The 24923-nt window shown below is 70.2% G+C and carries 31 protein-coding genes and 2 pseudogenes; 19 read left to right on the top strand and 14 right to left on the bottom strand.

What is annotated here, in order from left to right; genetic code table 11:
• The first annotated feature begins 147 nt into the window (after nucleotides 1-147).
• The 4 genes from QF037_RS44590 to QF037_RS44605 all read left to right on the top strand — a co-directional run bounded on the left by QF037_RS44590 (nucleotide 148) and on the right by QF037_RS44605 (nucleotide 5057).
• Nucleotides 148-1110 (top strand): carbohydrate kinase family protein, encoded by a 963-nt coding sequence (locus QF037_RS44590; protein WP_307035484.1) that lies wholly within the window; start codon nucleotides 148-150, stop codon nucleotides 1108-1110.
• Nucleotides 1111-1326: 216 nt separating this feature from the next.
• Nucleotides 1327-3888, top strand: coding sequence for a GH32 C-terminal domain-containing protein (locus QF037_RS44595; RefSeq protein WP_307035486.1), 2562 nt, complete (start codon nucleotides 1327-1329; stop codon nucleotides 3886-3888).
• Between the two features lie 55 nt (nucleotides 3889-3943).
• Nucleotides 3944-4237, top strand: coding sequence for a putative quinol monooxygenase (locus tag QF037_RS44600; protein ID WP_307035488.1), 294 nt, complete (start codon nucleotides 3944-3946; stop codon nucleotides 4235-4237).
• A gap of 58 nt (nucleotides 4238-4295) precedes the next feature.
• A complete protein-coding gene (locus QF037_RS44605; RefSeq protein ID WP_307035490.1) occupies nucleotides 4296-5057 on the top strand; it encodes a PIG-L deacetylase family protein in 762 nt (253 codons plus the stop codon).
• A gap of 59 nt (nucleotides 5058-5116) precedes the next feature.
• On the opposite strand, the gene QF037_RS44610 is transcribed toward QF037_RS44605, so the two are convergent.
• Both QF037_RS44610 and QF037_RS44615 read right to left on the bottom strand, forming a co-directional pair.
• Entirely contained in the window at nucleotides 5117-5563 is a 447-nt protein-coding gene (locus QF037_RS44610; protein ID WP_307035492.1) for a nitroreductase family deazaflavin-dependent oxidoreductase, read from the bottom strand.
• A 436-nt stretch (nucleotides 5564-5999) separates the two neighbouring features.
• Nucleotides 6000-6677: a type III effector protein gene (locus QF037_RS44615; protein ID WP_307035494.1), complete on the bottom strand. Its 678-nt coding sequence runs from the start codon at nucleotides 6675-6677 to the stop codon at nucleotides 6000-6002.
• 127 nt (nucleotides 6678-6804) lie between these two features.
• Between QF037_RS44615 and QF037_RS44620 the strand changes: the two genes are divergently transcribed.
• The 6 genes from QF037_RS44620 (at nucleotide 6805) to QF037_RS44645 (ending at nucleotide 9456) form a co-directional block, all read left to right on the top strand.
• Nucleotides 6805-7239: an Hsp20/alpha crystallin family protein gene (locus QF037_RS44620; RefSeq protein ID WP_307035496.1), complete on the top strand. Its 435-nt coding sequence runs from the start codon at nucleotides 6805-6807 to the stop codon at nucleotides 7237-7239.
• A gap of 95 nt (nucleotides 7240-7334) precedes the next feature.
• Nucleotides 7335-7730 carry a DUF2267 domain-containing protein gene (locus tag QF037_RS44625; protein WP_307035498.1) on the top strand — a complete coding sequence of 132 codons (396 nt, stop codon included), beginning with the start codon at nucleotides 7335-7337 and terminating at the stop codon, nucleotides 7728-7730.
• Between the two features lie 110 nt (nucleotides 7731-7840).
• On the top strand, nucleotides 7841-8293 hold the full coding sequence (locus QF037_RS44630; RefSeq protein WP_307035500.1) for a DUF2267 domain-containing protein: 453 nt from the start codon (nucleotides 7841-7843) through the stop codon (nucleotides 8291-8293).
• A 51-nt stretch (nucleotides 8294-8344) separates the two neighbouring features.
• Nucleotides 8345-8545 carry a hypothetical protein gene (locus QF037_RS44635; protein WP_307035503.1) on the top strand — a complete coding sequence of 67 codons (201 nt, stop codon included), beginning with the start codon at nucleotides 8345-8347 and terminating at the stop codon, nucleotides 8543-8545.
• A 200-nt stretch (nucleotides 8546-8745) separates the two neighbouring features.
• Complete coding sequence (locus QF037_RS44640) at nucleotides 8746-9027, top strand: hypothetical protein (protein WP_307035505.1); 282 nt, start codon at nucleotides 8746-8748, stop codon at nucleotides 9025-9027.
• An 18-nt stretch (nucleotides 9028-9045) separates the two neighbouring features.
• A complete protein-coding gene (locus tag QF037_RS44645) occupies nucleotides 9046-9456 on the top strand; it encodes a hypothetical protein (protein ID WP_307035507.1) in 411 nt (136 codons plus the stop codon).
• Between the two features lie 352 nt (nucleotides 9457-9808).
• Here the strand turns inward: QF037_RS44645 and QF037_RS44650 are convergent, their stop codons facing one another.
• From QF037_RS44650 to QF037_RS44675, 6 genes are all read right to left on the bottom strand, one after another.
• Nucleotides 9809-10594 (bottom strand): sulfite exporter TauE/SafE family protein, encoded by a 786-nt coding sequence (locus QF037_RS44650; protein ID WP_307035509.1) that lies wholly within the window; start codon nucleotides 10592-10594, stop codon nucleotides 9809-9811.
• Between the two features lie 76 nt (nucleotides 10595-10670).
• Nucleotides 10671-11384: a cation transporter gene (locus QF037_RS44655; protein WP_307035511.1), complete on the bottom strand. Its 714-nt coding sequence runs from the start codon at nucleotides 11382-11384 to the stop codon at nucleotides 10671-10673.
• Nucleotides 11384-11719 carry an ArsR/SmtB family transcription factor gene (locus QF037_RS44660; protein WP_307035513.1) on the bottom strand — a complete coding sequence of 112 codons (336 nt, stop codon included), beginning with the start codon at nucleotides 11717-11719 and terminating at the stop codon, nucleotides 11384-11386. Before QF037_RS44660 ends, QF037_RS44655 begins: the two co-directional genes overlap by 1 nt.
• A 213-nt stretch (nucleotides 11720-11932) precedes the next feature.
• Nucleotides 11933-12160, bottom strand: coding sequence for a DUF6480 family protein (locus QF037_RS44665; RefSeq protein ID WP_307035515.1), 228 nt, complete (start codon nucleotides 12158-12160; stop codon nucleotides 11933-11935).
• A gap of 28 nt (nucleotides 12161-12188) precedes the next feature.
• Nucleotides 12189-12536 (bottom strand): hypothetical protein, encoded by a 348-nt coding sequence (locus QF037_RS44670; protein ID WP_307035517.1) that lies wholly within the window; start codon nucleotides 12534-12536, stop codon nucleotides 12189-12191.
• 102 nt (nucleotides 12537-12638) lie between these two features.
• Nucleotides 12639-13061: a CBS domain-containing protein gene (locus QF037_RS44675; protein ID WP_307035519.1), complete on the bottom strand. Its 423-nt coding sequence runs from the start codon at nucleotides 13059-13061 to the stop codon at nucleotides 12639-12641.
• Nucleotides 13062-13310: 249 nt separating this feature from the next.
• Here QF037_RS44675 and QF037_RS44680 point away from each other — a divergent pair, with 249 nt between their 5' ends.
• From QF037_RS44680 to QF037_RS44695, 4 genes are all read left to right on the top strand, one after another.
• The gene (locus QF037_RS44680) at nucleotides 13311-14468 is read left to right on the top strand and encodes an FUSC family protein (protein ID WP_307035521.1); all 1158 of its coding nucleotides are present in this window, start codon (nucleotides 13311-13313) and stop codon (nucleotides 14466-14468) included.
• Nucleotides 14469-14605: 137 nt separating this feature from the next.
• The gene (locus QF037_RS44685; RefSeq protein ID WP_307035523.1) at nucleotides 14606-15082 is read left to right on the top strand and encodes an SRPBCC family protein; all 477 of its coding nucleotides are present in this window, start codon (nucleotides 14606-14608) and stop codon (nucleotides 15080-15082) included.
• Nucleotides 15083-15235: 153 nt separating this feature from the next.
• Nucleotides 15236-16057, top strand: a complete 822-nt coding sequence (locus QF037_RS44690; protein ID WP_307035525.1) for an SDR family oxidoreductase — start codon at nucleotides 15236-15238, stop codon at nucleotides 16055-16057.
• A 128-nt stretch (nucleotides 16058-16185) separates the two neighbouring features.
• Nucleotides 16186-16872: a DNA topoisomerase IB gene (locus tag QF037_RS44695; protein ID WP_307035527.1), complete on the top strand. Its 687-nt coding sequence runs from the start codon at nucleotides 16186-16188 to the stop codon at nucleotides 16870-16872.
• A gap of 141 nt (nucleotides 16873-17013) precedes the next feature.
• On the opposite strand, the gene QF037_RS44700 is transcribed toward QF037_RS44695, so the two are convergent.
• The 4 genes from QF037_RS44700 to QF037_RS44715 form a co-directional block, all read right to left on the bottom strand.
• Nucleotides 17014-17751: a GAF domain-containing protein gene (locus tag QF037_RS44700; protein ID WP_307035529.1), complete on the bottom strand. Its 738-nt coding sequence runs from the start codon at nucleotides 17749-17751 to the stop codon at nucleotides 17014-17016.
• Nucleotides 17752-17862: 111 nt separating this feature from the next.
• A complete protein-coding gene (locus tag QF037_RS44705) occupies nucleotides 17863-18624 on the bottom strand; it encodes a GAF and ANTAR domain-containing protein (protein WP_307035531.1) in 762 nt (253 codons plus the stop codon).
• A 167-nt stretch (nucleotides 18625-18791) separates the two neighbouring features.
• A complete protein-coding gene (locus QF037_RS44710) occupies nucleotides 18792-18965 on the bottom strand; it encodes a hypothetical protein (protein WP_307035533.1) in 174 nt (57 codons plus the stop codon).
• Between the two features lie 165 nt (nucleotides 18966-19130).
• Nucleotides 19131-19439 carry a DUF3040 domain-containing protein gene (locus tag QF037_RS44715; RefSeq protein ID WP_307035535.1) on the bottom strand — a complete coding sequence of 103 codons (309 nt, stop codon included), beginning with the start codon at nucleotides 19437-19439 and terminating at the stop codon, nucleotides 19131-19133.
• Nucleotides 19440-19645: 206 nt separating this feature from the next.
• Between QF037_RS44715 and QF037_RS44720 the strand changes: the two genes are divergently transcribed.
• Nucleotides 19646-21763 (top strand): SpoIIE family protein phosphatase, encoded by a 2118-nt coding sequence (locus QF037_RS44720; RefSeq protein WP_307035537.1) that lies wholly within the window; start codon nucleotides 19646-19648, stop codon nucleotides 21761-21763.
• Between the two features lie 48 nt (nucleotides 21764-21811).
• On the opposite strand, the gene QF037_RS44725 is transcribed toward QF037_RS44720, so the two are convergent.
• Together QF037_RS44725 and QF037_RS44730 are read right to left on the bottom strand one after the other, a co-directional pair.
• The gene (locus QF037_RS44725; RefSeq protein ID WP_307035539.1) at nucleotides 21812-21952 is read right to left on the bottom strand and encodes a hypothetical protein; all 141 of its coding nucleotides are present in this window, start codon (nucleotides 21950-21952) and stop codon (nucleotides 21812-21814) included.
• A gap of 216 nt (nucleotides 21953-22168) precedes the next feature.
• Nucleotides 22169-22858, bottom strand: coding sequence for a hypothetical protein (locus QF037_RS44730; RefSeq protein WP_307037842.1), 690 nt, complete (start codon nucleotides 22856-22858; stop codon nucleotides 22169-22171).
• Here QF037_RS44730 and QF037_RS44735 point away from each other — a divergent pair.
• The 4 genes and pseudogenes from QF037_RS44735 to QF037_RS44750 all read left to right on the top strand — a co-directional run.
• Nucleotides 22855-23110, top strand: a pseudogene (locus tag QF037_RS44735) (glycoside hydrolase family 43 protein); the annotation flags it as partial. The gene QF037_RS44730 and the pseudogene QF037_RS44735 overlap by 4 nt on opposite strands.
• Nucleotides 23105-23305, top strand: a pseudogene (locus QF037_RS44740) (MarR family winged helix-turn-helix transcriptional regulator); the annotation flags it as partial. The pseudogenes QF037_RS44735 and QF037_RS44740, both read left to right, overlap by 6 nt.
• Before the next feature lie 152 nt (nucleotides 23306-23457).
• Nucleotides 23458-24066, top strand: a complete 609-nt coding sequence (locus QF037_RS44745; protein WP_307035541.1) for a DsbA family protein — start codon at nucleotides 23458-23460, stop codon at nucleotides 24064-24066.
• Between the two features lie 48 nt (nucleotides 24067-24114).
• Nucleotides 24115-24921: an MBL fold metallo-hydrolase gene (locus QF037_RS44750; protein ID WP_307035543.1), complete on the top strand. Its 807-nt coding sequence runs from the start codon at nucleotides 24115-24117 to the stop codon at nucleotides 24919-24921.
• The last annotated feature ends 2 nt before the right edge of the window (nucleotides 24922-24923 follow it).

The following is a 24923-nucleotide window of genomic DNA, read 5'->3' on the forward strand; positions in this document are numbered from 1 at the left end:
GACTCCGCTTCCGGGCAACGTCAATGCCTTGTGCCCGTCACAAATCGGCAACGCTCGTGGCCGTCGCCGCCCGAAGCGGTTCGGCGAACGCCCGCGACGTGCCCGTTTCTGTCCGCGCGTTCCCAGAGTTCCGAGAGTGAGCAGCCCATGAGCCCGCGCCAGATCACCGTCCTGGGCGAGTGCGTCGCCGACGCGTTCACCGAACCCGCAGCCTCCCGGAACGAACTCGCCCTGCGGGTGCTGCCCGGCGGTGGACCCGCCAACACGGCGGCGGCCCTGGCCCGGCTGGGAACCCCGGCCCGCTTCCTCGCACGGCTGTCCGGCGACGTGTTCGGCCGCCTGTTCCGGGCCCACCTGGAGGCGTCCGGGGTCGACCTCTCGTGCGCCGTGGACGCCGCCGAGCCCAGCACGCTGGCCGTGGCCGAGCTGGACGCCCAGGGACAGGCCACGTTCTCCTTCCACGCGCAGGCCACCGCGGACTGGCAGTGGACGGGCGCGGAACTGGCCGGGGTGGACCTGACCGACACCGCCTGCGTGCACACCGGATCACTGGCCCTGGTCAAGGAACCCGGGGCGGCGGTGGTGGAGGACTTCCTGGCCGCGGCCGCCTCCCGGGCCACCATCAGCATCGACCCCAACGTCCGCCCGCTCCTGGTGCGCCCGGAGGTCTACCGCGCCCGGCTGGCACACTGGTGCGGCCTCGCGGACGTGCTGCGGCTGAGCGAGGACGACCTGGATCTCCTGCTGCCCGGAACACCGCCCGAGCAGGCCTGCGACACCTGGCATGCGGCAGGGGCACGGCTCGTCGTGATCACGCGCGGTGCCGACGGCGCCCTGGCCTCACTCGACGGGGAACGGGTCACGGTGCCCGCGGTGGCCACGCAGGTCGTCGACACGGTCGGCGCCGGGGACTCCTTCACCGCCGGCCTGCTCCACCACCTCGGCGCCCAGGGGCTTCTGGGCGGCCGGCTGACGGACCTGCGCCTCGACGATGTCGAGGCAGCCTGCCGCTTCGGCACCCGCGTCGCGGCCCTGACCTGCTCGGTCGCCGGCCCCAACCCGCCGTGGCAGAGCCAGCTGACCCAGATGGCCACGGCCGACCGCGCGTGACCGGCCGGCATGCCCCCCAACACGACATCGCGGCAACACCGTTGACGCACCGGCCGGATTGCCTACATCATCGGGCCACTCGATGTCATCGATGACACAAGTCAACGATGACACCCCCTGCCCATGCCATGGACGACGGCGCCGAGAAGGGCGTCACTTTCCGCCGGACCCGCGCCGGGCAGCTTCGTCGCGCGGACGGCCGGCACAGGAGACCTCATGAGCTCTGGACGTGTATCCCGGCATGCCCGCATACGGATGATCGCGGCGGTCGCGACCGTCTGCGCCCTGTCGGCGGCCCCGCTCGCCCCCCAGGCCGTCGCCGCCGACACCCCGCCGTACTCCGAGACCTACCGCCCCCAGTTCCACTTCACGCCCGACAAGAACTGGATGAACGACCCCAACGGCCTCGTGTACTACAAGGGCGAATACCACCTCTTCTACCAGTACAACCCGGGCGGCAACTCGTGGGGAGACATGTCCTGGGGGCACGCCGTGAGCGAGGACCTCGTGCACTGGAAGGACCTGCCGCTCGCCCTGTCGCACGACGACAACGAGATGGTGTTCTCCGGCAGCGCGGTCATCGACCGGGACAACACCACCGGCTTCGGCACGAAGAAGAACCCGGCCATGGTGGCGATCTACACCAGCCACCACAAGGCGACGGGCACCCAGGCGCAGTCCCTCGCCTACAGCACCGACCGCGGCCGTACCTGGACGAAGTACCAGGGCAATCCCGTCATCGACATCGGCTCCAAGGACTTCCGCGATCCCAAGGTCCAGTGGTACGCGCCCACGAAAAGCTGGGTGATGACGGTGTCGATGTCCGCCGAACACAAGGTGCGCTTCTACTCGTCCAAGAACCTCAAGGACTGGACGCTGCAGAGCGAGTTCGGGCCGGCGGGCGCGACGGGCGGCGTGTGGGAGTGCCCGGATCTGTTCCCCCTCGCGGTCGACGGTGACAAGAAGAAGATCAAGTGGGTCCTGGTCGTCAACATCAACCCCGGTGGTATCGCGGGCGGTTCGGCCGCCCAGTACTTCGTCGGCGACTTCGACGGCAAGAAGTTCACCGCCGATGACAAGGGCACGTACACCCCGCCCACCGGCACGGTGACGCAGGACTTCGAGGGTCCCGACTTCGGTACGTGGACGACCACGGGCACCGCGTTCGGACAGGCGCCGGCAGCCGGGGCGGTGGACGGTCAGGGCACGGTCGACGGCTTCGACGGCAAGGGCCTCGCCAACAGCTTCCACTCGGGTGACGCCACCACCGGCACCCTGACCTCGCCCCCCTTCACCGTCGACAGCAAGTACCTGAACTTCAAGGTCGGTGGCGGTCGCCACCCGCACGTGGACGGCACCGTCATGGAGCAGGGAGATCCGCCCGCGGGCACGGTCCTCGCCGACTTCGAGGGCGGCACCTACGGCGACTGGACGACGACCGGGGACGCCTTCGGTTCCGCACCGGCCACCGGCACTCTCGGCAGCCAGCAGGAGGTCTCCGGTTTCCTGGGCGACGGCCTGGCCAACAGCTTCCTGGGCGGCGACGCCACCACCGGCACGCTCACCTCGCCCGAGTTCACCATCGACAAGAACTACGTCAACTTCCTTGTGGGCGGCGGCAACCATCCCGCCGGCTCCGACAACCCGACCGCGATCGAGCTGCTGGTCGACGGCAAGGTGGTCCGCAGCGCCACCGGACGCGATGGCGAGGCACTCAACTGGGCCTCCTGGGACGTCAAGGACCTCGCCGGCAAGAAGGCACAGATCAAGATCGTCGACGACAACAGCGGCGGCTGGGGCCACCTCAACGTCGACCACATCATGCTCTCCGACACCCGGGCCCAGCCGGTCTCGCAGGAAACGTCCGTCAACCTGATCGTCGACGGCAAGGTCGTCCAAAGCGCCACCGGCTCCAACAGCGAGACCCTGGACTGGGCCTCCTTCGACACGCGCTCCTACGCCGGCAAGCAGGCGCGGATCCAGCTCGTCGACATGAACACCGCCGGCTGGGGCCATCTCCTCGCCGATCGGTTCACCGCCGCCGACACCGCCGCGAAGTCCGTCGTCCAGCGCGCCGACTGGGCCGACTACGGCAAGGACTACTACGCGGCGGTGTCCTGGGAGGGCGCGCCGGACGGCAAGCGGTACATGATCGGCTGGATGAACAACTGGGACTACAGCGGCGCGATCCCCACCTCGCCCTGGCGCGGTGCGCAGAGCATCCCCCGGGAGATGACCCTGCGTACGGTCGACGGCCGCATCCGGCTGACCAGCAGGCCCGTCGACAGCGTGACGTCCCTGCGGCAGAAACAACCGGCGACCGCGGCCGGTGTCACCGTGAAGAACACTTCCAAGACCCTGATCGGCCCCGCGGCCCAAGGCAAGGCCCTCGACATCGAGGCGACCTTCTCCCTCCAGGACGCCGCCCGGTTCGGCCTGAAGGTGCGCACCGGCGCCGGGGGAGAGGAGACCGTCATCGGCTACGACACCACGACACAGGAGCTGTACGTCGACCGCACCCACTCCGGTGCTGTCGACTTCAACAGCACCTTCCCCGGCATCCAGACCGCGCCTCTGAAGGCCAAGAACGGCAAGGTGAAGCTGCGGATCCTCGTCGACTGGTCGTCCGTCGAGGTCTTCGGCGGCAGCGGCGAGGCCGTCATCACCGACCAGATCTTCCCCGACCCCGCCAGCCAGGGAGTGCAGGTCTTCGCCGAGAACGGCTCGGTGAAGCTGGACCAGGCCGTCGTCTGGCACCTCGACTCCTACCGCGACTGACGCCGACGGATCCCGACTTTCCCCGACCGACTTCGACCACGGAGGACACCACACCGTGAACAAGACCCTGCTCGCCGAGTTCACCGCCCGAGAGGGAGCACAGGACGAGGTATCCCGCCTGCTCCTGGAGTACGCCAAGAAGGTGCGCGAGGAAGAAGGCAACATCGCCTTCGACGTCTACACCAAGGCGGCCGCCCCACGCGCCTTCTGGATCTTCGAGGTGTACCGCGACGAGGACGCCTTCCAAGCGCACTTGAAGGCGCCGTACGGCGGCCCGTTCAATGCGGCGCTCGTCCCGCTGATCGAGGAAGACGCCTCGGTGCTGACGTTCCTCGATCCGGTGGCCTGACGCGCTGACCGCGCCCTCACCCCTTGGACTCATGCATGGGAAGGGGAAGGATGGTCGCATGACATTGCCTGCGCTACCCGAGGAGTCCTTCCAGCGCGTGCTCTGTGTCGTCGCGCACCCGGACGACATGGAGTACGGCGTGTCCGCGGCCGTCGCCCGCTGGACCGCGCGCGGCATCGAGGTCGGTTATCTCCTGCTTACCCGCGGTGAGGCCGGCATGCCGAATCCTCCCGAGGAGACGGCACGCCTGCGTGTCGCCGAGCAGCAGGCCGCCTGCGCCGTCGTCGGCGTCAAGCACCTGACCGTCCTCGAACATCCGGACGGAGTCCTCGTCTACGGCCTCGACCTGCGCAGGGACATCTGTCGGGAGATCCGCCGGTTCAAGCCGGATGTCGTGCTCGGCAGTGGTTACGACATTGAGACGCCCTTCGGCTTCGACCAGGCCGACCACCGCGCGGCCGGGCTCGCGACGCTCGACGCGGTGCGCGACGCGGGCAACCGGTGGGTCTTCCCGGAGCAGGTCGACGACGAGGACCTCCACCCGCACTCCGTGCGCTGGCTCATCCTCCCCGGCCTCCCGGGCTCCGGTGCGACCCACGGCGTCGACGTGACGGGTGAGCCGCTGCGCCGCGGCGTCGCCTCGCTCGAGGCGCACGCCGCGTACCTGGCCGCGCTCCCGGACCACCCGGCTCCCGCGGACTTCATCCCGAAGTTCGCCGCGCTGAGCGGCAAGGCCATGGGCGTCGAGCACGCCGTCCTGTTCCGCGCCCACGACCTACAGGCGCCACCGGAGTTCTTCACCGAAGCCGAACAGGACTGACCCGGGGCTGCCCGGCGAGGATGTGCCTGTCCCATCCCTGAGTCCGGCCTGAGCCGGGGTCAGTTCTGCGGAGTGAGCAGGACGATGGGGATTTCGCGGCTCGTCTTCTGCGCGTACTCGTCGTACAGCGGGAAGATGCGCGCCATCCGGGGCCAGAGGACCTCACGTTCGGCCGGGGATGCGACGCGGGCGCGCGCGGTGAACCTACGGCTGCCGACCTGCACCCCGACGCTCGGATCCGCCCGGAGGTTCTTGAACCACGCCGGATCGTCGTCGGCGCCGCCTTTGGAGGCGACGACGACGAAGTCCTCGCCCGCGGTGCCGTAGATCAGGCACGTGCGGCGCGGGATACCGGTCCTGCGTCCGGTGGTGGCGAGCAGCAGCGTGTAGACGCCGTTCGACTCGTGGCCCTCGGTGCCGCCCGAGGCGAGATACGTACGAGTCTGCTCAGCGACCCAGTCCCACTGCGAGTCGGTGGCGTGGTCGAGGTCATCTGCGACAGCCATGACGGACGGTCCCTTCTGATGGCACGCGGCCCGTCGTGGCCGCTCGTGTCCCTGGGACGGAGCGGGCACCGTGTTCTCGACACAGCGACGTCCGTGATGGCGGTCACGGCAGCGCGGTCCCCAGTACGCGCTTGAGGTTGCCGTCGGCCGCTCGGATTCGCCCCGACTTGTTCATGCCTGCGGACCTGTTCAGTCCTGGGCACAGCCGATCCATGAGGCCGTTGCCCGTCTCAGCGAGAATGATCTCCGTGGCTGTTCAGCCGACACCGGGGGTCACGTTCAGTTCCTGCCGACGGTCACTGACCTTGTCGACTTCGCGGTCACAAGGCGCGGGCTGGAGCCAGCCCTCGAGGGTCGGGCAAACCAACGCTGGACAAGGCATCTCCGGTGTGGGCGTGCGTTGCTGTACGGCCGTCGGTCACGAGGTCGTTGCGGGTCAGTCGCGGTTACGGCGCTGATCTTCGCTGCGTCGGCGGAGTCGGCCGGTGTGGTGGGTGAGGTCGTCGACGCGGGCGGCGAGGCCGGGGTGGCCTGCGAGGTAGGGGTGCGCGTCCGTCAGAGGGGCGACGAGGGCAGCCGGATCGTTGTCGGCGAGAGCCGCGTTGAGTGCGGCCAGGGGGGTCCGGGCAGCGGCGGGGAGGTCGGTGAGTGCCGTGATCTGGCCGGCGAGTTGGCGCAGGGTGGCGGCGTTGGCGCGGGCCCAGGCGGTGACGGTGCGGTCGGCGGCGCGGCGGTCGCGGGTGGCGGTCACCCGCTGCTCGCCCGTGGACCCCGGCGTTCCCGGGCGGACGCGCAGGTAGCGGCGTTCGGCAGCCTGGCGGCTGGAGACGCCGAGAGGGTGGGCGAGGTCGGCCCAGCTGGCGCCTGCCTCCCGTGCGGCTTCGATCAGGCCCGGCTCCCACTCGGCGAGTTGCTCGCGTGCCTCGCGCAGCAGCAGGAGCACGGCGAGTGCCCGCTCGGAACTGCTCTGATCGGGCTCGGGGGGCGTGCCGTCCTGTGTGGTCTGGGCGGTGTGCAGGGCCTCGTGGATCGTGTCCAGCGCTGTTGCGGCGGCGAGGAACGATGCCGACGAGAGGCCGTGGGAGCGGGGGGTGGGCGCGTCATCCCTGGTCATCGGGCCTCCACAGTGATGTCATCTTTTCGATGACTCGGAACTTGTCATCGCTTGGATGACATGTTACAACGATGGCAGGTGAACGCATTGGCACAGTGCCTGATCCGAACGCTGGAGGTGTTTGACGATGTTGATGCGTACCGACCCCTTCCGTGAGCTCGACCGGCTCACCCAGCAACTCCTGAACACGAACGGCACCTGGTCGCGGCCGTCGGCGATGCCGATGGACGCCTACCGTGAGGGCGAGGAGTACGTGATCGCCTTCGACCTGCCCGGTGTGGACTCGGACGCGATCGACATCGACGTCGAGCGGAACATGCTGACCGTCAAGGCTGAGCGCCGTCCCGCCACCAAGGCGGACGACGTGCAGATGGAGCTCTCCGAGCGGCCGCTGGGCGTCTTCTCCCGCCAGGTCGTACTCGCCGACAGCCTGGACACCGAGCACATCAAGGCGGATTACGACGCAGGGGTGCTGACCCTGCGTATCCCGATCGCAGAGCGCGCCAAGCCCCGCAAGATCGCCATCGGTGGCGGGTCCGCGCGCAAGGAGATCAGCGGCTGAGTCCCCTTCCGGCCGCTCACGGGGAGGACGGGGACGGCCTCCCTGTGAGCGGCCCCGTCCTCCGCTCGCCGCCACACACAGGCACGGGAGCAGCAATGGTGATGCGATGGGAGGCGTTCCTTGACCACGTCAAGGAACGCGGCGGATACGAGAGCACAGAGGAAGCCGCGCGGGCGGCCCGCACAGTGTTGGCGCTGCTGGGTGCGCACGTGGTGGGCGAGGTGAGGGCGGAACTGGCCGCACGGCTGCCGGAGGAGCTGGCGCTCATCCTGGTCAATCCGCTCCAGGCGCGCGAGCCGCTGTCCCCCGAGCGGTTCGTGAGGGCCACCGCGGCATGGATCGAGGGAGCGACCGAACAGACCGCCGCCTGGGACGTGAGCGCCGTGCTCAGCGTGGCCGCCGATGCGGCGGGCGAGGAGCTGACTCGCCGCATACTGCTCCAACTCCCGGCGGGCTATGACCTGCTGTTCGGCCACTCTCGGCGCGTCTAGCACTGGCAGCCGCACTCCTGCGCCCCGGGCGTCGCCGTGACCGGGGGCGGGGGGATACTGCGCCGGTCACCGGCGAACCATCTTCGACGAGAAAGGCAACCGCGTCAGCGATGATCGACCAGCAACTACCGGGCATCACGGGCCTCACGTTCGAGCAGATGCTGGAACAAGTGCGCTACGAAGGCGCCTATGCCACCCGCGCCCAGGCTGAACGGGCCGTGTGCGCCGTGCTGGACGCCTTCGGACGTCAGCTCACGGGCGATGAGCGCGTGGAACTCGCGGCCCGACTGCCGTACGAGGCCGCTGTCACCTTCACCTCTCAGATCCCCGCCACCGAACCCCTCACGGGCTGGGGCTTCGTCAAGGAGCTGGCATCACGCACCGGCGGCAGCCTGGCCACCACACGCTGGGACACCGGCACCGTCCTGCGCATCGTGGCCCAGCTCGCCGGCGAGGAACTCCTCAACCGCATCCTCGACCAACTCCCGTCCGGATACGCCCTGTTGTTCGGCCGTGCAGAGCTGACCGCCTGCGTCCCGTCCCGCAGAGCTGTGGGCACGTGACCGGCTGACCGATCGGGCAGACCGTGTGGGTTGCCCGTCAAGGGTGGGGCTATGGAGAAGGGATCCGGCTTCCCGTACGAGGAACGTCGGCTCGGCACCGCGGAAGAGGTCGTTGAGGCTCTTCGTGATGGCGATCCGGACTTCCCCCTGCTGCTGAAGAGCTTCGTCCTGGTGGCTGATGGCCCCGCCCTGATGGCTCTGCGGGACGAACTCGCGGTGGTCGCTTTGGCGGTGCTGCCGGATTTCCGCTGAGCGGCTGCCGTGTTGGTGTGAGGGAACGTTCGGTTCCCATCGCTTGCTCAAGTCGGCTGAAATCGTGATTTCGGGTGGGCATACTGCTGTTGTGCCCTGAGACGGCACTTCTGCAGACGCAACGGCAGTGCGGAGGCGGTCCTCATGACGCTTCGAACATCCAGCCGTCAGGGCTGTCTGATCGTGGAGATGCCCCGGAGGTGGACATCGGCAACGCCGAACTGCTCCGGCGGGACCTGCGGTCGTTGTGCCGCACCCTCTTCAGCCCCTCCTCGCCGGACGGCGTGGCCGCGGTGGTCGTGGCGGGTGAGCAGGGGATCGCGGTGCGGGTGGAGGTGTCGCGCAGGTGGCCTCGCGCGGTGTCGCGCATCGTGGGTCTGACCGGGGTGCTGGCGGTCCATGGCAGCGTTGAGCAGGCTCTGACCGTCGGCGGGCCTTCCAGCGAGGGGCGGGGCCGGCCCGAGCTCGGGAAGAGCTCGTGACGCCGGGATGGTGCGGACATGACTAATGGCGAGCGACGGCGGAGCCGTGGGACGCCGTCGAGTCATCTGAGTGACCACCTGGGCCTGATCTCGCAGTTCACCGAGCAGGCCCCGGTCCGTCTGGAGAAGGAGTCCGACACCGCGCGCATCTTCATGGCGGTCTATTCGGGTTTCCTTGTGGAGGCCGGGGCCGGGATTCGGTGGCTGCTGGAGCCGTCCCTGATCGAGCAGGCGACCGTCGCCGTCCGTCGTCAGGCTCCCACGGCCACGGGAGCGGAGCGCGCTCTGGCCACCCGCCTGCTGGCGACCCTGTGGACAGCCGGGGTGGTGGCCGGCGTCGACACCGAGGACTGGATCCGCGACGCCCCCGAACTCCCTGTCATCTGCCTGCGCATGGCCGCTCAGGTGGTGAACGAGGTGGAGTCCTGACCGCCAGGGTGAGCAGTCCCGACGCGGTCGCCTCTGCTGCGCGGCCTTCGCCCTGGCCCGATCCCTGAGCGGGCCAGGGGCGGGCCGGCGGGGTCCGGATCCGGTTTGCCGGCATGGCAGACATGGCGCGGCGGTGGTGTGAGGCTTTCAGTATCCGGCCGCCCTCGCTCCTGCGGCGGCCGAAGTGCGAGGACCGAGCTCCTCTGGCAAAGGTCCACGTCCAGGATGCCATCCGGCGTCGGCGCCGCGGGAGTCGCGCCGCACCGGAGGGCAGAGGCTGGAGCCTGCCCTGTGTCGGGGGTAGAGCGGTGCAGGTTCGGAAATGGCGGGCGGATCGCCCACTGGACCGGCATCAGTTCAGGGTCTGGGCGGCGTACAGGGCGCCGAGGCCTGCGGCGAGGGCGCCGAGCAGGAGCCGTAGAGCCTGTTCGGGCAGACGGGGTTGGAGGCGGGCGCCGAAGTAGCCGCCGATCAGTCCGCCGGTGCCGCAGGCGAGTCCGAGCCACCAGTCGGGGGCGACGTCTCCGGAGCTGACGAGGGAGAGCAGTGCGTAGGCGGTGGCGCCGACGAGGGAGGTGGCGAACGTGGCGGCGAGTGCGGCCGGGGCGACGCGGGTGACGGGCAGGCCGCGTCCGGCGAGGATCGGTCCGAGGAGGGAACCGCCGCCGATGCCGTAGATGCCGCCGACCACTCCGACCGCCAGGGCGAGGCCGGTGAGTGTGCGTGGGCTCAACTCGCCTGCGGGCGGCGGCCGGTGACGAGCCGGCGTGAGGGCGCGCAGGCACAGCCACAGGCCGAGCGGCAGCAGCAGGGCGGCGATCAGGAGCCGGAAGACGCTCGGGCCGGGGAAGGCGAAGACGCGGATGGCGGCGCCGAGGACGACACCGGGCAGGGTGCCCAGCACCAGGCGCCGGGCGAGGTCGCCGCGCAAGGACCCGTCCCGGCGGTAACGCCACAGGGCTCCTGGTCCGGCGACGACGTTGTACAGCAGGTTGGTCGGGGTGACCGCGGGATTGGGCACACCGAAGACACTGAGCTGGATGGGGAGGAGGAACACCGCTCCGGACACACCGACTGGGGCGGTCACGGTCGCGATCAGCAGGCCGGCGGCCAGCCCTCCCGCCCATGTCCAGTCCACCGTTGCTCCTGGTGATCGATTGCCTGGCCAGTATCAGTGCCCCGGAAGGTGCTGAGGGCGGTCTGCAACGAGATGTTCATGAACAGCATGCGCAGTCGGCCCCGCAGCCGCACGCGTCCGCGTCGTCGCTCGGCGTTGCGGCCGCGGGTGCGGTTGCCGGGGCGCAACAGCCTTTGCCCTGCCAGGCGTCGCGGCCTTCCTTGACGGCGAGGGCGGCGATGGCGAGGGCGGCGAGGGGGTCGGCCCAGGACCAGCCGAGAGCGGCGTTGAGGACCAGGCCCGCCAGGAGCACCGCCGAGAGGTAGGTGCACAGCAGGGTCTGCTGGGAGTCGGCGACGGCGGAGGCGGAGCCGAGTTCCCGTCCGGCACGCCGCTGGGCGGCGGACAGGAACGGCATCACCGCCAGGGAGAGGGCGGCGAGCACGATGCCCGGCAGGGAACGCTCTGCCTCGCCGGTGCCGGTCAGCGCGCGGACGGCGTCGATGGTCACGTATACGGCGAGCACGAAGAAGGAGACCGCGATGATCCGCAGCGTCGTGTGCTCGCGGGCTTCACGGACCGTGTGGTCGCGGGAAGAGAACTGCCAGGCGACCGCGGCGGCGGAGGAGACCTCGATGACGGAGTCCAGGCCGAAGCCGATCAGTGCGGTGGACGAGGCGATCGTGCCCGCCGTCAGGGCCGCGACGGCCTCGATGACGTTGTAGATGATCGTCGCGGTGACCAGCAGACGTATGCGCCGGGCGAGCGTCTCGCGGCGGGCCGGGGAGGGATCGAGGGATATCGCGGTCATCAGCAGCAGCCGCTCGTGTCCGCGTCGGGGCAGGTCTTGTCCGCCTCCACCGCGACGACCGCGGCGCGCAGGTTGTCCAGGGCGTGGCCGAGGCGTTCGTCGGCGAGTTCGTAGCGGGTGCGCCGACCGTCGGGCACGGTGACGACCAGGCCGCAGTCGCGCAGACAGGCCAGATGGTTGGAGAGCCGGGTGCGGGAGATGCCGAGCTGGTCGGCGAGGTCGGCCGGGTAGGCCGGTGCCTGGCGCAGTGAGAGCAGGACGCGGCAGCGGATCGGATCGGCGAGCGCGCGGCCGAAGCGGGCCAGCACGTCGATGTCGGAGGAAACGGTCAGCACATCACGACAGTACAGCTAATCCTGAATTCAGGAAATCCTGGATGGTTGATGGCGGACATCCGTCCCTCCACTGTGAATGTGAAGGACGAGAAGCGTTCAAGCGGCAGGCCCGACGTCGACGGCGACCGGAAGTGTGCCGCTCACCGTCGCTCCTATCGGCGCAGTGGCGAAACCCGACGCTCCTGGCCGCGCCGGCCAGGAGCGCAGGAAGCGTCACGCGATCAGGGCCACCATCATGGCGATCAGCCCGACGGCCACCAGCGCCACCACCACCATGATCAAGGTGAGCGGCATCGCTCCCCATCCCTTGCGTAGCTCAGGCGGCTCCGGATGGGAGATGCCGTGGGTGCCGCCCTCGGCGGGTGGAGTCTCGCCGGGTGACACTCCGCCGCCTGGTTCGAGCCCTGGGGTTCGCCTCGGTTCGGGGTCGGGAGTCGCCATGGCGCATGTCCTCTCGGCTCGAGGCCGGCTACGTCCGGTTGGCCTTGGGCTTGGCCGGCTGATCAGGTGTGCCGTGCGGCGGCGGGTGCAGGGGCGGAGCGGCCGTCTGCGGGGTGACCTTCGACCCGCCTCGGGGCGGATCCGGGGTCATGGGGCCGCCGCGTCCTCCGTCCGAGGACGCGGCGGTGTCGGCGGACGGCCGGTCGAGCCTGGCCTCCAGAAGCCGCATCACCAGGGCACGGTTGGCGTGTTCGCTCTCATAGCGTCGCAGCGCATCCAACTCGTCGGTGGTCAGGGAGCCGATGCGCTGCTCGAGCGCCCCCAGCGACAAGTGGTCGTAGTCGGGGATCGGCAGTTCGTCGTGCTGTCCGGTCACTGTCCTCACCTTCGCAACGAACGAGGAAGATCCGGGTTTCCCGGCCGCTCCGTGGCGAAACGGTCCATCTCTGCATCTCTTCGGATCGGCCCGCCACCGGCGTTACGTGTTGGGCCTGGCGGCGCTGATGTCGCCGAGCGCCGATTCCGGATCGCGTTCGATGGCCAGGTCGGCGAGGGAGACGATGCCCACCGCGTGCTGTCCTTGGTCCACGACCGGTATCCGGCGTACGGCGTGCTCACGCATCATTTCCACGGCTCGGCTCAGGTCGTCGTCGGGCCCCACGGTGACCAGATCGTCGCTGCAGGCGTCCGCCACGGTCGTGTTGTTCGGATCGCTGCCGTCGGCCACCGCGCGCACCACCAGGTCGCGGTCGCTGACCAGGCCGCGCAGTCGTTCGCCGTCGGTGACCAGTACGGCACCGATGTTCTCGTCCCGCATCATCCGGGCCACGGCCGTCACCGAGGTCTGCGGTTCCACGGTCACCGGTGCGCTCGTCATCACGTCGCTGACATGCTGGGTCATGGAAACACTCCATCCCTTAGTGGTTCGGGCGGCGCGTTCACCGCCACCGGCCCCGAGTACCCGCGTGCGACCGGTCTCCACGCCGTCACGGGTGAGAGGGACGGGGCGCCGACGGACGCATCTGTCACCAATGGCGTACTCGGACACGGCCGCCGTGTCCGCACCTCCACCCGCGCGATCGACCGGCGAGGTTGAGTGAAATGGCGGTCGGCGGGTGCGTTTCGTTCCTGGTGTGGCACTTGCTGTGTCATGGAGTGGATGCGTAGGGCGGGCCAGGCGGGCCGCCGCGGTGCGGAGGCCGCCGTAGCAGCTGTGCGGCGGGCATGGGCGGGTCCGGGCCGTGAGCGGGATCTGGTGGTGCAGGCGGGCAAGGCGGCGCTGGCCGCCTGGGTGGCCTGGGCGGTCGTGGGCTGGTGGCTCGAGGCACCGATGGCGTTCGTGGCACCGTGGGTCGCGGTCGTGCTGGTGGAGTCGACGGTCTACCGGTCGGTCGCGCACGGGCTGCAGCAGGTCGCGGCGATCGCGGTGGGTACGGTGCTGGCGACAGCGGTGGCGCTGCTGCTGAACAGCGCGATGGCCACGATGGCTCTGGTCCTTCCGGTGGTGCTGTTGCTGGGGCAGTGGCGGCGTCTGGGAAGCCAGGGAATCTATGCCGCCACCGGTGCGCTCTTCGTGCTGACCGGTGGCCCGGTCAGCATTGCGTCGGCGGGTGCCCGTATCGCGGAGGCGCTCTTCGGGGCGTTGGTCGGCGTCGTGGTCAACGCGCTGATTCGGCCCCCCGTGTACCTGCGGGACGCCAGGGCGGCGCTTCAGGACGCGGCCTGTGAGGCTCAGGAGATCCTGGAGGCGGTCGCCGACGGGTTGGCCTCCGGTGAGTGGGACGACCATCAGGCCGGCGAGTGGCACGAGCGTGCGCTACGTCTGGGCCGCCTGGTCGACCAGGCCCGGTCGGCCATCGGCTGGGGCCGCGAAAGCGTGCGCGTCAACCCGCGTGCGCGCCAAGGGGAGCGGCCTCCTTCCCCCGACGACACGGTGTACTCGGATGTGCTCGCGGTGCTCGACTACGTCGCTGTCCATACCGCGGGCGTGACCCGGACGGTGGGGGAGACCGCAGCCGACGGGAAGGCGGCTCTGCCGGTCACGGAGCTCACCCGCACCTACGCGCATTTCCTACGGCACACGGCCCGCGCCGTCCGGCTCTACAGTCAGGCCCGGTTCGCCCCGAGCGGCCGTGAGGACTTCGCCGTGGAGCAGCTGCGCGAGGCGGTCGGGGAACTCCACCGCCGGCTCGGCGAATTCCGCATGCGGCTGCCGGGAGCCGTGTCCGACGATCCGGACGCGTTGGTGACGTACGGAACGCTGCTGGCCCAGGCGCATCGCCTCGCCGATCAACTTGTCCAGGACTGATGTCTCCGTCTCGTCAGCCGGAGTGGGATTCGCCCCGGTATGGAGGTCTTCATGCCTCGTGCCCGGGTACCCGGCGTCGTGCGGACGCGTGGTGGCCGCCGGGCTCCGCGCGCGATGAACGCCAGTGAGGAGGAACGATGAGCACGGTGAAGGAAGCAGTCGACGTCGAGGTGCCGCTCCACACGGCTTACAACCAGTGGACGCAGTTCGAGGAGTTCCCGCGCTTCATGGAGGGCGTCGAGGAGGTCAGGCAGCTCGACGACCGGCACAACCACTGGATCACGAGCATCGGCGGGGTGCGGCGCGAGTTCGACACCGAGATCGTCGACCAGATGCCGGACGACCGGATCACCTGGCGGACCGTCGACGGCGAGACCCGGCAGCGTGGATCGGTCAGGTTCGAGCGGCTGGACGACACCCACACCCGCGTCGAACTCAGCATGGACGTCGAGCCCACCGGAGTCGCCGAGAAGGGCGCGGACGCGCTGGGCATGATCGACCGCCGGGTCAAGGGAGACCTGCACCGCTTCAAGGACTACATCGAACAGCACGGAGGAGAGACGGGCGCCTGGCGAGGACGCATCCGGCCCGAGAACCCCGGTTCGGCCTTCTGACCCGGGACGCCAGAGTCGGGAGACCGTGCCAAGGGGTGAACGGGCGGTCTGCGCCAGGGAGATGGAGTGCCAGGCACGGCCCCCGGCCACCGCCGGATCTGCCGCGGGGCCTGCGGGCCGTTCTCGGAGTAACCACCATCACTTGGAGTCGCTATGGAACCGCAGCACCCCGCTCCCGGCTCTCATGCCGCCCCCGTGGCACTGATCACCGGATCCGACTCCGGGATCGGCCGTGCCACCGCTGTCCAACTGGCCGAAGCCGGCATGGACATCGGTGTCACCTGGCACAGCGATCACGAAGGGGCACAGCGGACGGCTGACGAGGTACGTGCGGCAGGGCGCCGGGCCGAGATCGAGCAGCTGGACCTCACCCGGCTGCCCGAGGCCGCCGACGTCATAGACCGGCTGGCCGAGCGGCTCGGCAGGATCGACGTGCTGGTCAACAACTCGGGGACCGGGACCATGACTCCGTTCCTCGACCTGGATCTGAGCACCGTGCGCCAGGTCGTCGACGTCGATCTGGTGGGGCCCTGCCTGTGCGCTCAGCGCGCCGCCCACCGCATGATCGCCCAGGGCGGCGGCGGCAGGATCATCAACGTCACCAGCGTCCACGAGCACCAGCCACGTGTCGGCGCGGCGCCGTACTGCGCGGCCAAGGGCGGCCTCGGACTGCTCACGCAGGTCATGGCGCTGGAACTGGCCGAACACGGGATCACCGTGAACGCCGTGGCTCCAGGCGAGATCGCCACTCCCATGACCGGACAGGAGGACACGGACGTCACCGCCGAGCGACGGCCGGGCGTGCCGCTGGGGCGCCCCGGCGATGCCCGGGAGGTCGCGGCCGTGATCGCCTTCCTCGCCGGCCCAGGAGCGTCGTACGTCACGGGCGCCTCCTGGGCGGTGGACGGCGGCATGCTGCGGATGGGACCGCAGGCCGGCAGCCATCTCACCGACGACTCCTGGCGGCGCCCCTGACATCCGCCTGGCAGGTGTTCAGGCCAGGGAAGGCTGACGAGGGGGTTGGGGTTGCGTTTCCACCACAGCCGGCCTACCGAGCCCGGATATCGACGTCGACGCCATGGCCGCGGCTTCCGCTTCGGGCATTGGTCATTCCGCCGGCCTGGCGGGATGTGTGGATCTGCCGCCGGGCCAACGGACATCTGCAGGCTGTCGGTACGGACGTCTCCGGGCGCCGCCAGTACCTCTACCACCCGCAGTTCCGCGCCGAACAGGAGCAGGCCAAGCACGGGCATGTGCTGGACGTCGCAGAGGCCCTGCCCGCCCTACGGGCCGTGGTCGAGGGGCACTTGAGCGAGCGGGGACTGACGCGCCGAAGGGTCCTCGCCGCCGCTGTACGCCTGCTCGACCTCGGGTGCTTCCGCATCGGCAGCGACCGCTACACCGAACTGAACCACAGCTACGGCCTGACGAGGCTGCTGCGGGAGCACTCTCGCTGCCTGGCCGGCGCCGTCGTGTTCACCTACACCGGCAAGGCCGGCCAAGAACTCGTTCAGAGCGTCATTGACCCCGCCACCTGCCGGAGCCTGACGGCGCTGATGCGGCGCCGGGACGGCGGTGACCGGCTGCTGGCCTACTGGGATCGGCGTGCCTGGCACGACGTGAGCGGCGACGAGGTCAACGCGTACCTCAAGGACGTGTCCGGCCTGGACATCTCCGCCAAGGACTTCCGTACCTGGCACGCCACCGTCATGGCGGCCGTGGCCCTGGCGGTCTCCCAGCCTGTCGCACGCAGTGAGACCGCGTGCCGCCGCGCTGCCACACCTGGGTGAGGAGTGCCCGTACGGCATCCCCGCCACCCACGGGCCCATCGAACAAGCTGTTGTGCGCATGCTCCGTGACGGGACCCACACCCGGGCCGATCCCGCGGCCGGCCGCGCTGTGTCGCTGCTGTCGACGTGACCAGGACGAGGTCAGCTCCGGGGCTGGGCCTCGACCACGGCGGCGGGGGCCATACTGCGCGTGACCAGGGCGTGGACGGTCTCGGTGAGACGGACCTGGCGCCCATTCGCATAGGCGGTGAGCAGCCGGGCCGCTTCGCCGATGGTGGTGTCCGCGTACTGCGCGACCATGCCCTTGGCGATCTCCAGCGTGGCCTTCGCCGCGATCGCGCTCTGCACGCGGGTGATGACGTCGTCGGCGGGGGAGGGCTCGGCGGACCAGTGCATCAGGGCCAGCACCGAGGAGTCCGCGAGGGCCTGCGCCAGAAGCACGTCGTCATCGTTGAGACGGCCCGGACGGCGGCGTAGCAGCGTGAGGGCTCCCAGCGAGCGCTCCCGCAGACGCATCGGGATCGCCTGCAGGGAGTCGTACCCGGCTTCGATCATGGCGGTGGCCAGTTGCGGCCAGCGCTCGTACTCCGCGGCGATGTCGGGAACGCTCACCAGCTCCCCGTTGTGGTAGCTGTCCGTGCAGGGGCCGTCGCCGTTCTGCAGGCGCAGCAATTCGGCGAAGACAGCGTCCTCGTCGGTCGTCGCCATGGTCCGCAGCCTGCCGTGGGCGTCGGCCATCATCACGCCTGCCGCGTCCACGTCCAGCAGGTCCTGGCACGTGAGGACCAGGCGATGGAAGAGATGCAGTGGGTCGAACTCCGCTGCGTAAGTGTCCGACAGGGCGAGGAATGCCTGCGCCAACTGTCGCTCGCGGTTCATGATTGCCTCCACGGCGCTGTCGTTACGTGCACCGGCACGTGTACCGGCACGTGTACCGGCACGTGTACCGGCACGTGTACCGGCACGTGTACCGGCACGTGTACCAGCCGTTCAGTCATCGCGGAGGTCCATGGTGCGGTCGATGATCGCCCGAGCCACCTCGGTGGAGGTACGGCCCTGAGCGAAAGCCCGCGCACGCAGGCGCAGCAGCGCTTCCTCGGCGCTCACGCCCAGCTGCATCATGATCATCCCGGTGGCCTGGTGCACCTCCTCCCGGTCCGTTTCCGCTCCTGCCAGCCACGTTACGACTCCTTCGAAGTCCGGGGAAACCCGATCAAGGGCGAGAACCGCCAGAGTGACCGCGTCGGCGACCAACAGCGCCGTCCGCAGGTGATCGCCGCTCAACGAACCCCGAGCCTTCTGATACAGGTCAAGGGTGCCGAGCGATCCTCCGGCGGCCGCCAACGGCAGCGAACAAACCGTCTCCACCCCCGCCCTGGCGGCCTGGACCGAGAACAGCGGCCAACGGCGCGCGTCCGGAACGCGTGTCAGGTCCGTCGCGAACACGGGCGAGCCCAGGCGGACCGCCTCCCTGCACGGCCCTTCGCCGAGGGTGTACTGGATCTCCGCCAGTCGCGCGGCGACTCCGTCGCTGGCACACAGCACGACACCCATGTCCGCGCCGTCCCCCAGCACCGAGATGGACAGTCCCGACACCGCCGGAAGCAGCCTGACACAGGTACGGCACAGAGCGGCAGGGACCTCGGGCGGCGGCAGACCGCTCAGTCCGGCGACGAGTTCTTGGGCGATACGCGCACGCTCGACGTCCGTCCCCTGCCAGGCGTCTCCGTCCCCCGGGCCGTCACCCGGCATACCCATCACCTCCCCGTCCGGACCGCGCAACCGTTCCACCCGATCTTGGCACAATCAAGTAGACGCGGCCCGAAGCCCGGACATGCGAGGGGGCGACCTCAGAGCGAGCCGTCGCGCGGCAGAGAACGCAGGCTTCGAGAGAGAACCGGAGGCTGGATGGCGGGGGTTCAGTCCTCGCCCCGCACGACGTTCCCGTCGGCCCCGTCCCGCAGCTGCCCCGTGTCGTCGTCGATCGTCGCGGGCACGTAGGTGCGTATCCCCCGCCCGCGCAGTCGGCGAGCCCTCGCCCAGCCCGTCTCAGGTCGGCTGGCAGCGATCGTCTTCCTGACTTCCACGGTCACAGCGGTTCATCTTCTTTCTGCGTCCGGCCCGTTCGCGGTCCGGTTTGTCCTTCACCCCGTAACGTCAAGGATTTCCGAGTGTCCGTTCGGAGCCACAGGAAACACCGTGGGCGTGGGAGACACGGGCCGTCACGTCACGCAGTACCGCCCCCCGCCGACGTCGGCTCAGCGCTCGGTCCAGCCACACAACAGCCTGAACCCCGCGTACAGCGTCACGGGCCACACAGCAGCGAAGGCCCAGATCACCGCCGGCTCCGAGGTGTCGATGCCTGCCGCCACGAGCCCGACCGAGATCACCAGCAGCACTGCGACGGTCCACGGGTGCGGCCGGTAGTGGGCAATGCGGCCCAACAGGGGACGCCGAGGCCGGCCCAGCCCGCGCATCCGCCGATCGAGACGGCGGTCGCGGCGCAGGGCGCGTTCCAGCTCGTCGAGTTTGTGTCGCTCGTCATCGTGGAGTGGGCCGGTCGTCACTGTCTCTCCTCGTCCCCTCGCCGCGGTCGCCGGGGATATGACCCGGGTGCCCGGGCGGCCGCCCGACTAACCGACAGGGGCGCCATGGGCGTAGCGTCCTCGTAGGGGCAGTTTCGGGTACGCCCGGCGCGCTCATGCCGTGTCCCGAGGGCACGCAGGACCGACCCAGCCGTCCCGGATCCCCGCCACGATGCTGGAGGTGCCTCGTGACCAGCGCGGGTTGTCCGGCCGCCGTCGACAGCGACGATCTGGATGCCGTGTTCGCGGAGACGGTGCGTCGAACCGGCGCGTCCATCGGCGCTCTGTACCTGCTCACATCGGACGAGCGGCTGTTGCGGCTGGACGTGCTGTGCGGGGCGCCGGCCGAGTTCGCCGAACCGTGGGCGAGGGTACCGATGGCTGCTCCGGCACCGGTGGCTGTCGCGGCGCGTGAGAACCGCCTGGTGTGGGTGGGCAGCCAGGAGGAGATGGCCCGCTCCTATCCCCGCACCGCGGCCGTGCTTCCCTACCCGCTGGCGCTGGTCGCCGCGCCGGTCACCGGCGTCCGGCACTGGGGAGCGCTGCTGCTCATGTGGCCGGCCTCCCGTCCGCCGTACATGACCGGACGCGAGCGGGGCCACATCGCGTCCAGTTGCCTGCGTCTGGCGCGGCTGTTGGAGGAAGCCGTCGAGCGTGGAAAGTTCCCGTCCGACGACGGCCGACCGCGCGTCGTCCCCGCCGCTCGACCGCCCGGCAGCCCGGTGATGGCCGCCGCCGACTTCGCGGAGCGCCTGCCCGGCGGAAGCTGCGCGCTGAGCCTCGAGGGGCGGTTCACCTATCTCAGTTCCGGCGCCTGTGAGCTGCTGGGCTGCGAAGCCGGTCGGCTGCTGGGCACCCTGCCGTGGCAGTCCTTGCGCTGGCTGGACGACCCCACCTACGAGGACCGCTACCGTGCCGCGGTGATCAGCCGCGAGCCCGTGTCGTTCACCGCGTGCCGCCCACCGGACCAGTGGCTGGAGTTCCACCTCTACCCGGACGCCAGCGGCATCAGCGTCCGCATCGTTCCCAGCGGTGCGCAGCCCCAGCCGTCACCGGCGCCGAGTCGGTCCACGCACGAAGGCGCACTCGCCGGCGCGGGCCGGCTTTACCAGCTCACGCACCTGGCCGCCGGACTGACCGAGGTCGTCGGAGTCCAGGACGTCATCGCCCTGGTCGCCGATCAGATCATGCCCGCCTTCGGCGCCCAGGGACTGGTCCTGTCCACCGCCGACGCCGGCCGGCTGCGGATCACCGGATACCGCGGCTACGCCCCCCACGTCATCGAGCGCCTCGACGGCCTGCCCCTCGACACCGACTTCACCCCGGCCGGGCAGGCCCTCAGCAGCGGCATCCCCGCGTTCTTCGCCGACGCGGAGGAGATGCGCCGTATCTACCCACAGGCCCCGCAGGTCAGCGGCAAGCAGGCGTGGGCCTTCCTGCCGCTGATCATCTCCGGCCGGCCCGTCGGCTGCTGTGTCCTGTCCTACGACCGCCCCCACGCGTTCCCGGCCGAGGAGCGCGCCGTCCTGACGTCGCTCGCCGGACTCATCGCCCAGGCCCTCGACCGCGCCCGCCTCTACGACACCAAACACGAGCTCGCCCACGGCCTCCAGCAGGCACTGCTGCCTCGCACCCTTCCCCAGATCGACCGTCTGCGCGTCGCCGCCCGCTACCTTCCCGCGACCCGGGGCATGGACATCGGCGGAGACTTCTACGACCTGATCCGGCTCGACGACACCGCCGCCGCGGCCGTCATCGGCGACGTCCAGGGACACAACGTCGCCGCCGCCGCCCTGATGGGCCAGGTCCGCACCGGCATCTACGCCCACGCGACCCTCGGCACGCCCCCCGACCAGGTCCTCGCCAGAACCAACCGGCTCCTCGCCGACCTCGCCCCCGAGCTCTTCACCAGCTGCCTCTACGCCCACTTCGACTTCACGCGCCGACGCGTGTGCCTGGCCAGCGCCGGCCATCCGCCACCCCTCCTGCGGCTGCCCGATCGCGTCACCCGGCCCGCCGTCGTCCCGCCCGGACCGCTCCTCGGAATCGACCCCGACGCCGACTTCCCGCTGACCGAGATCCCGCTCAGCCCGGGCCTGATGCTCGCCTTCTACACCGACGGCCTCATCGAGACACCGGGGGTCGACCTCGACGACTCCATCGCCGGCCTCGCGCGCCACCTCGCCGACGCCGACGACCGGGACCTGGACCTGCTCATCGACGACCTGCTCAGGAAGACCGGCACGGCCGGCCCGCGCACCGACGACGTCGCGCTCCTGGTACTGCACGACCGAACGGGCGCCTGACGGTCACCGTTGCGTCGCCAGCCGGTGACCGTCCTGGTGTCGCCGACCTCAGCACCAGGCTGCCGTATGCGTGCTCGTGGCCGCCGGAGTCGTCGCCGCGAGGGTGGCGGTCTGCTCGTCCTGGGCGATGCGGCGACGCAACATGGTCTCCACGATCTTCACGAAGCGCTGTGCTTCCGAGGTGCCCACGACGAACGGGTTCTCGCGACCGTGCGGCCACTGCGCAATTCCACCACTCCCTCGTCCTGCGCCGGGGCGAGCTCGCCGCCCTCGACCACCTCGCCTACCGGGTCCGCACCCCCGAGGACGTCGACAAGGCGGACAAGTTCTTCACCGGCCTCGGTCGGCCGGTTCGGCGCGTCCGTAAGGGCGAAGGCACGACCGGTGTCGGCGACGCCGTCCGCGTCATCGACCGGCGTCCTCCTCGAAGCGGGTCAGGAGAGGGGTGTACCTGACGACGCCTTCGCCGAGGACGGCGGGAACACCGCGCCGGCGGGCGAACTCGGTCACCGAGTCGACCCAGGAGGTCAGCGTGTCCCGCATGGCCTGGCGGTGTGCCGCGTAGTTCTCGTAGAGCCACAGGTCCCAGCGGTCGGGGTCCACCCAGTCGTGCGCGTAGAACAGTTCGCGCGGGACCCCGGTGTCCGCCAGCCGCCAGGGTTCGTCCGGCTGGTAGTCGGCGAAGGCGGGCGCATCGGGGCGCAGCATGGCGGCCAGTTCGGGGGTCGGCCAGGCAGCCGTCTCGGGCGCCGCCTCGGTGCCGTGCCCGAGTCCGACCGCCTCGTACAGCGCGCCGAGCACGTCGTAGACGTAGAAGTGGAAGTGTGCGATCTGCGCCTGCTCGGGCAGGTCCTGGAGCTCGTCGGGCCACGGCTTTCCCAGCAAGTAGGTGACGGGGACGGCGGGGTGGCGTGCCTGCAAGAGCTTCACGGCGCGTTCGAGGGGGCCGCGCAGCCGGGCGTAGTGGCCAAGGGGGCCGTGGGCCGGTACCAGGTCGCAGTTGTCGACCTCGTTGTGCACCTCGACGTAGGCGACGGCGTTGGACAGTCCGCGCTCGTCGAGGAAGTCCAGCAGCCCGGCGAGGGATTCGGCCACCGCCTCGGCGCGGTCCGGGCCCGGAACCTCGGCCAGGGCGCTGGGAAGAGGACGGCACCTGCTGGTGCGTCTTCTCCGCGGAAGGGGTTCGCGCGGTGCGCATCGACCCGAAATCCGGCGAACTGCTCGGCGAGCCGCGGCGAGTGGTGGTACCTCCTGCTGTCGGAGGGCGGGACCGAACGCGGACACGCGCTGTCGCTGGCCCGCGCCCGCACTCTGCCGGGCCCGTTCGAACCGCACCCGGCCAACCCGGGCGACCGGCGCGGCAAGCTGGTGCGGCTGACGGCGCTGGGCGAGGAGACGGCCGTACGCGTTGCGCAGGTGCACTTGGAGAACATCAAGCGGCACTTCGTGGAGCCCTTGCCCGAGGTGGACCGCGCGCGGTTCGCGGAGGATCTGCGGATCGTCAGCCACACTGCCCGGGACGTGCTGCCTCGACTGCCTTGACCTGCGAAGCGGTGGGAGTGCGGGTCTAATGACAGTGGCCTCGTTCGCGTGTCCTGGTTCACACGGGTCGAAGAATATCTGACGAGTCAGTTACTGTTTGGTCAGATGAACTGCTCGCAACCGGCGGGCGGTCCTCTTTACCGAGGTCTTCGATGAAGCTCGTCTACGTCTTCGACGCCTACTGCGGCTGGTCCCACGGTTTCTCCGGGACGCTCCGCGAGGCCGCCTCCCGCCACCCCGAACTGCCGGTGGAGGTGGTCTCCGGCGGCCTGTTCACCGGTCCGCGCCGGGTTCCGATCAGGCAGTTCGGCTACGTCCAGGGCGCGAACGCCAAGATCGCCGAGTTGACCGGTGCCGAGTTCGGCGAGGGCTACGAGCGGCTGATCGCCGACGGCTCGTTCGTCATGGACTCCGAGGCCGCCGCCCGTGGCGTCGCCGCCCTGCGCCAGGCGGCCCCCGACCGCGCGGCGGAACTGGCCGCCGCCCTCCAGAACGCCTTCTACATCGACGGCCTGAGCCTGTCCGACCCGGCCACCTACCGCACGGTGGCCCAGGCGGCCGGCCTCGACGCGGATGCCGTCTCCTCCGCCTTCGAAGCCCCCGCAACGCGGGCCGCCGCCGAAGCCGACTTCCGCCGCGCCGCCGCGCTGGGCGTCAGCGGCTTCCCCACACTCCTGGCCGTCGACGGCGACACCGTCACCCCGCTGGCCCACGGCCACGCCACCGCCGACGAGATCGACGAACGCCTCGCCGCGCACTGAGCTTCCCCCGTCCCCACGCCACCCGTCCCTCGCGCAAAGGAGCCATCGATGAGCACGCTCGACTTCAAGGTCCTCGACCTGGACTTCCCGGCCGGCAGCAAGAACAAGACCGCCACCCTCGTCACCGGCGAGACCGAGGCGCTGCTGGTCGACGCCGCCTTCACTCGCGCCGACGGCCACCGCCTGGCCGCCGAGATCCTCGACTCCGGCAAGCAGCTCACCACTGTGTTCGTCTCCCACGCCGACCCCGACTTCTACTTCGGCGCCGAAGTCATCGCCGACGCCTTCCCCGAGGCGAAGTTCGTCGCCACCCCCGTCGTCATCGAGCACATCCAGCACTCCTACGAGGGCAAGCTCAAGGCCTGGGCGGCACTCGGTCCGAACCTGCCCACCCGCCTGGTCGACCTGGAGCCGCTGACCGGCGACCTCACCCTGGAGGGCCACCGCTTCGAGCTCAAGGGCGGCACCCCCGAGCTCTCCGACCGGCACTACCTGTGGCAGGCCGAGCACCGCGCCCTGCTCGGCGGCGTCCTGCTCTTCCAGCAGGAGCACGTCTGGGTCGCCGACACCGCCACCCCCGCCTCCCGCACCGCGTGGATCAAGCTCCTCGACGAGATGGCCGCCCTCGACCCGCAGCTGGTCGTCCCGGGCCACCGCCTGCCCGGCACCGCCGCCGACGCGTCCGCGATCACGGCCACGCGCGACTACCTCGTCGCCTTCGAGGAGGAGCTCGGCAAGGCGGCCGACGGTGCCGCGCTGACCGAGGCGCTGATCGCGCGCTACCCGGACAACGGCATGCTGATCGCCGCCCAGATCGGGGCGAAGGTCGCCAAGGGCGAGATGAAGTGGGGCTGACC

The organism is Streptomyces canus, assembly GCF_030815415.1.
GTDB lineage: Bacteria > Actinomycetota > Actinomycetes > Streptomycetales > Streptomycetaceae > Streptomyces > Streptomyces canus_F.

What these genes read in the sequence shown, in the direction of transcription:
- QF037_RS44590 (WP_307035484.1), top strand. Translation starts at nt 148, where the DNA reads ATGAGCCCGCGCCAGATCACCGTCCTGGGCGAGTGCGTCGCCGACGCG.
- QF037_RS44595 (WP_307035486.1), top strand. Translation starts at nt 1,327, where the DNA reads ATGAGCTCTGGACGTGTATCCCGGCATGCCCGCATACGGATGATCGCG.
- QF037_RS44605 (WP_307035490.1), top strand. Translation starts at nt 4,296, where the DNA reads ATGACATTGCCTGCGCTACCCGAGGAGTCCTTCCAGCGCGTGCTCTGT.
- QF037_RS44610 (WP_307035492.1), bottom strand. Translation starts at nt 5,563, where the DNA reads ATGGCTGTCGCAGATGACCTCGACCACGCCACCGACTCGCAGTGGGAC.
- QF037_RS44615 (WP_307035494.1), bottom strand. Translation starts at nt 6,677, where the DNA reads ATGACCAGGGATGACGCGCCCACCCCCCGCTCCCACGGCCTCTCGTCG.
- QF037_RS44620 (WP_307035496.1), top strand. Translation starts at nt 6,805, where the DNA reads ATGTTGATGCGTACCGACCCCTTCCGTGAGCTCGACCGGCTCACCCAG.
- QF037_RS44625 (WP_307035498.1), top strand. Translation starts at nt 7,335, where the DNA reads ATGGTGATGCGATGGGAGGCGTTCCTTGACCACGTCAAGGAACGCGGC.
- QF037_RS44630 (WP_307035500.1), top strand. Translation starts at nt 7,841, where the DNA reads ATGATCGACCAGCAACTACCGGGCATCACGGGCCTCACGTTCGAGCAG.
- QF037_RS44635 (WP_307035503.1), top strand. Translation starts at nt 8,345, where the DNA reads ATGGAGAAGGGATCCGGCTTCCCGTACGAGGAACGTCGGCTCGGCACC.
- QF037_RS44645 (WP_307035507.1), top strand. Translation starts at nt 9,046, where the DNA reads ATGACTAATGGCGAGCGACGGCGGAGCCGTGGGACGCCGTCGAGTCAT.
- QF037_RS44655 (WP_307035511.1), bottom strand. Translation starts at nt 11,384, where the DNA reads ATGACCGCGATATCCCTCGATCCCTCCCCGGCCCGCCGCGAGACGCTC.
- QF037_RS44665 (WP_307035515.1), bottom strand. Translation starts at nt 12,160, where the DNA reads ATGGCGACTCCCGACCCCGAACCGAGGCGAACCCCAGGGCTCGAACCA.
- QF037_RS44675 (WP_307035519.1), bottom strand. Translation starts at nt 13,061, where the DNA reads ATGACCCAGCATGTCAGCGACGTGATGACGAGCGCACCGGTGACCGTG.
- QF037_RS44680 (WP_307035521.1), top strand. Translation starts at nt 13,311, where the DNA reads ATGGAGTGGATGCGTAGGGCGGGCCAGGCGGGCCGCCGCGGTGCGGAG.
- QF037_RS44685 (WP_307035523.1), top strand. Translation starts at nt 14,606, where the DNA reads ATGAGCACGGTGAAGGAAGCAGTCGACGTCGAGGTGCCGCTCCACACG.
- QF037_RS44690 (WP_307035525.1), top strand. Translation starts at nt 15,236, where the DNA reads ATGGAACCGCAGCACCCCGCTCCCGGCTCTCATGCCGCCCCCGTGGCA.
- QF037_RS44700 (WP_307035529.1), bottom strand. Translation starts at nt 17,751, where the DNA reads ATGAACCGCGAGCGACAGTTGGCGCAGGCATTCCTCGCCCTGTCGGAC.
- QF037_RS44705 (WP_307035531.1), bottom strand. Translation starts at nt 18,624, where the DNA reads ATGCCGGGTGACGGCCCGGGGGACGGAGACGCCTGGCAGGGGACGGAC.
- QF037_RS44745 (WP_307035541.1), top strand. Translation starts at nt 23,458, where the DNA reads ATGAAGCTCGTCTACGTCTTCGACGCCTACTGCGGCTGGTCCCACGGT.
- QF037_RS44750 (WP_307035543.1), top strand. Translation starts at nt 24,115, where the DNA reads ATGAGCACGCTCGACTTCAAGGTCCTCGACCTGGACTTCCCGGCCGGC.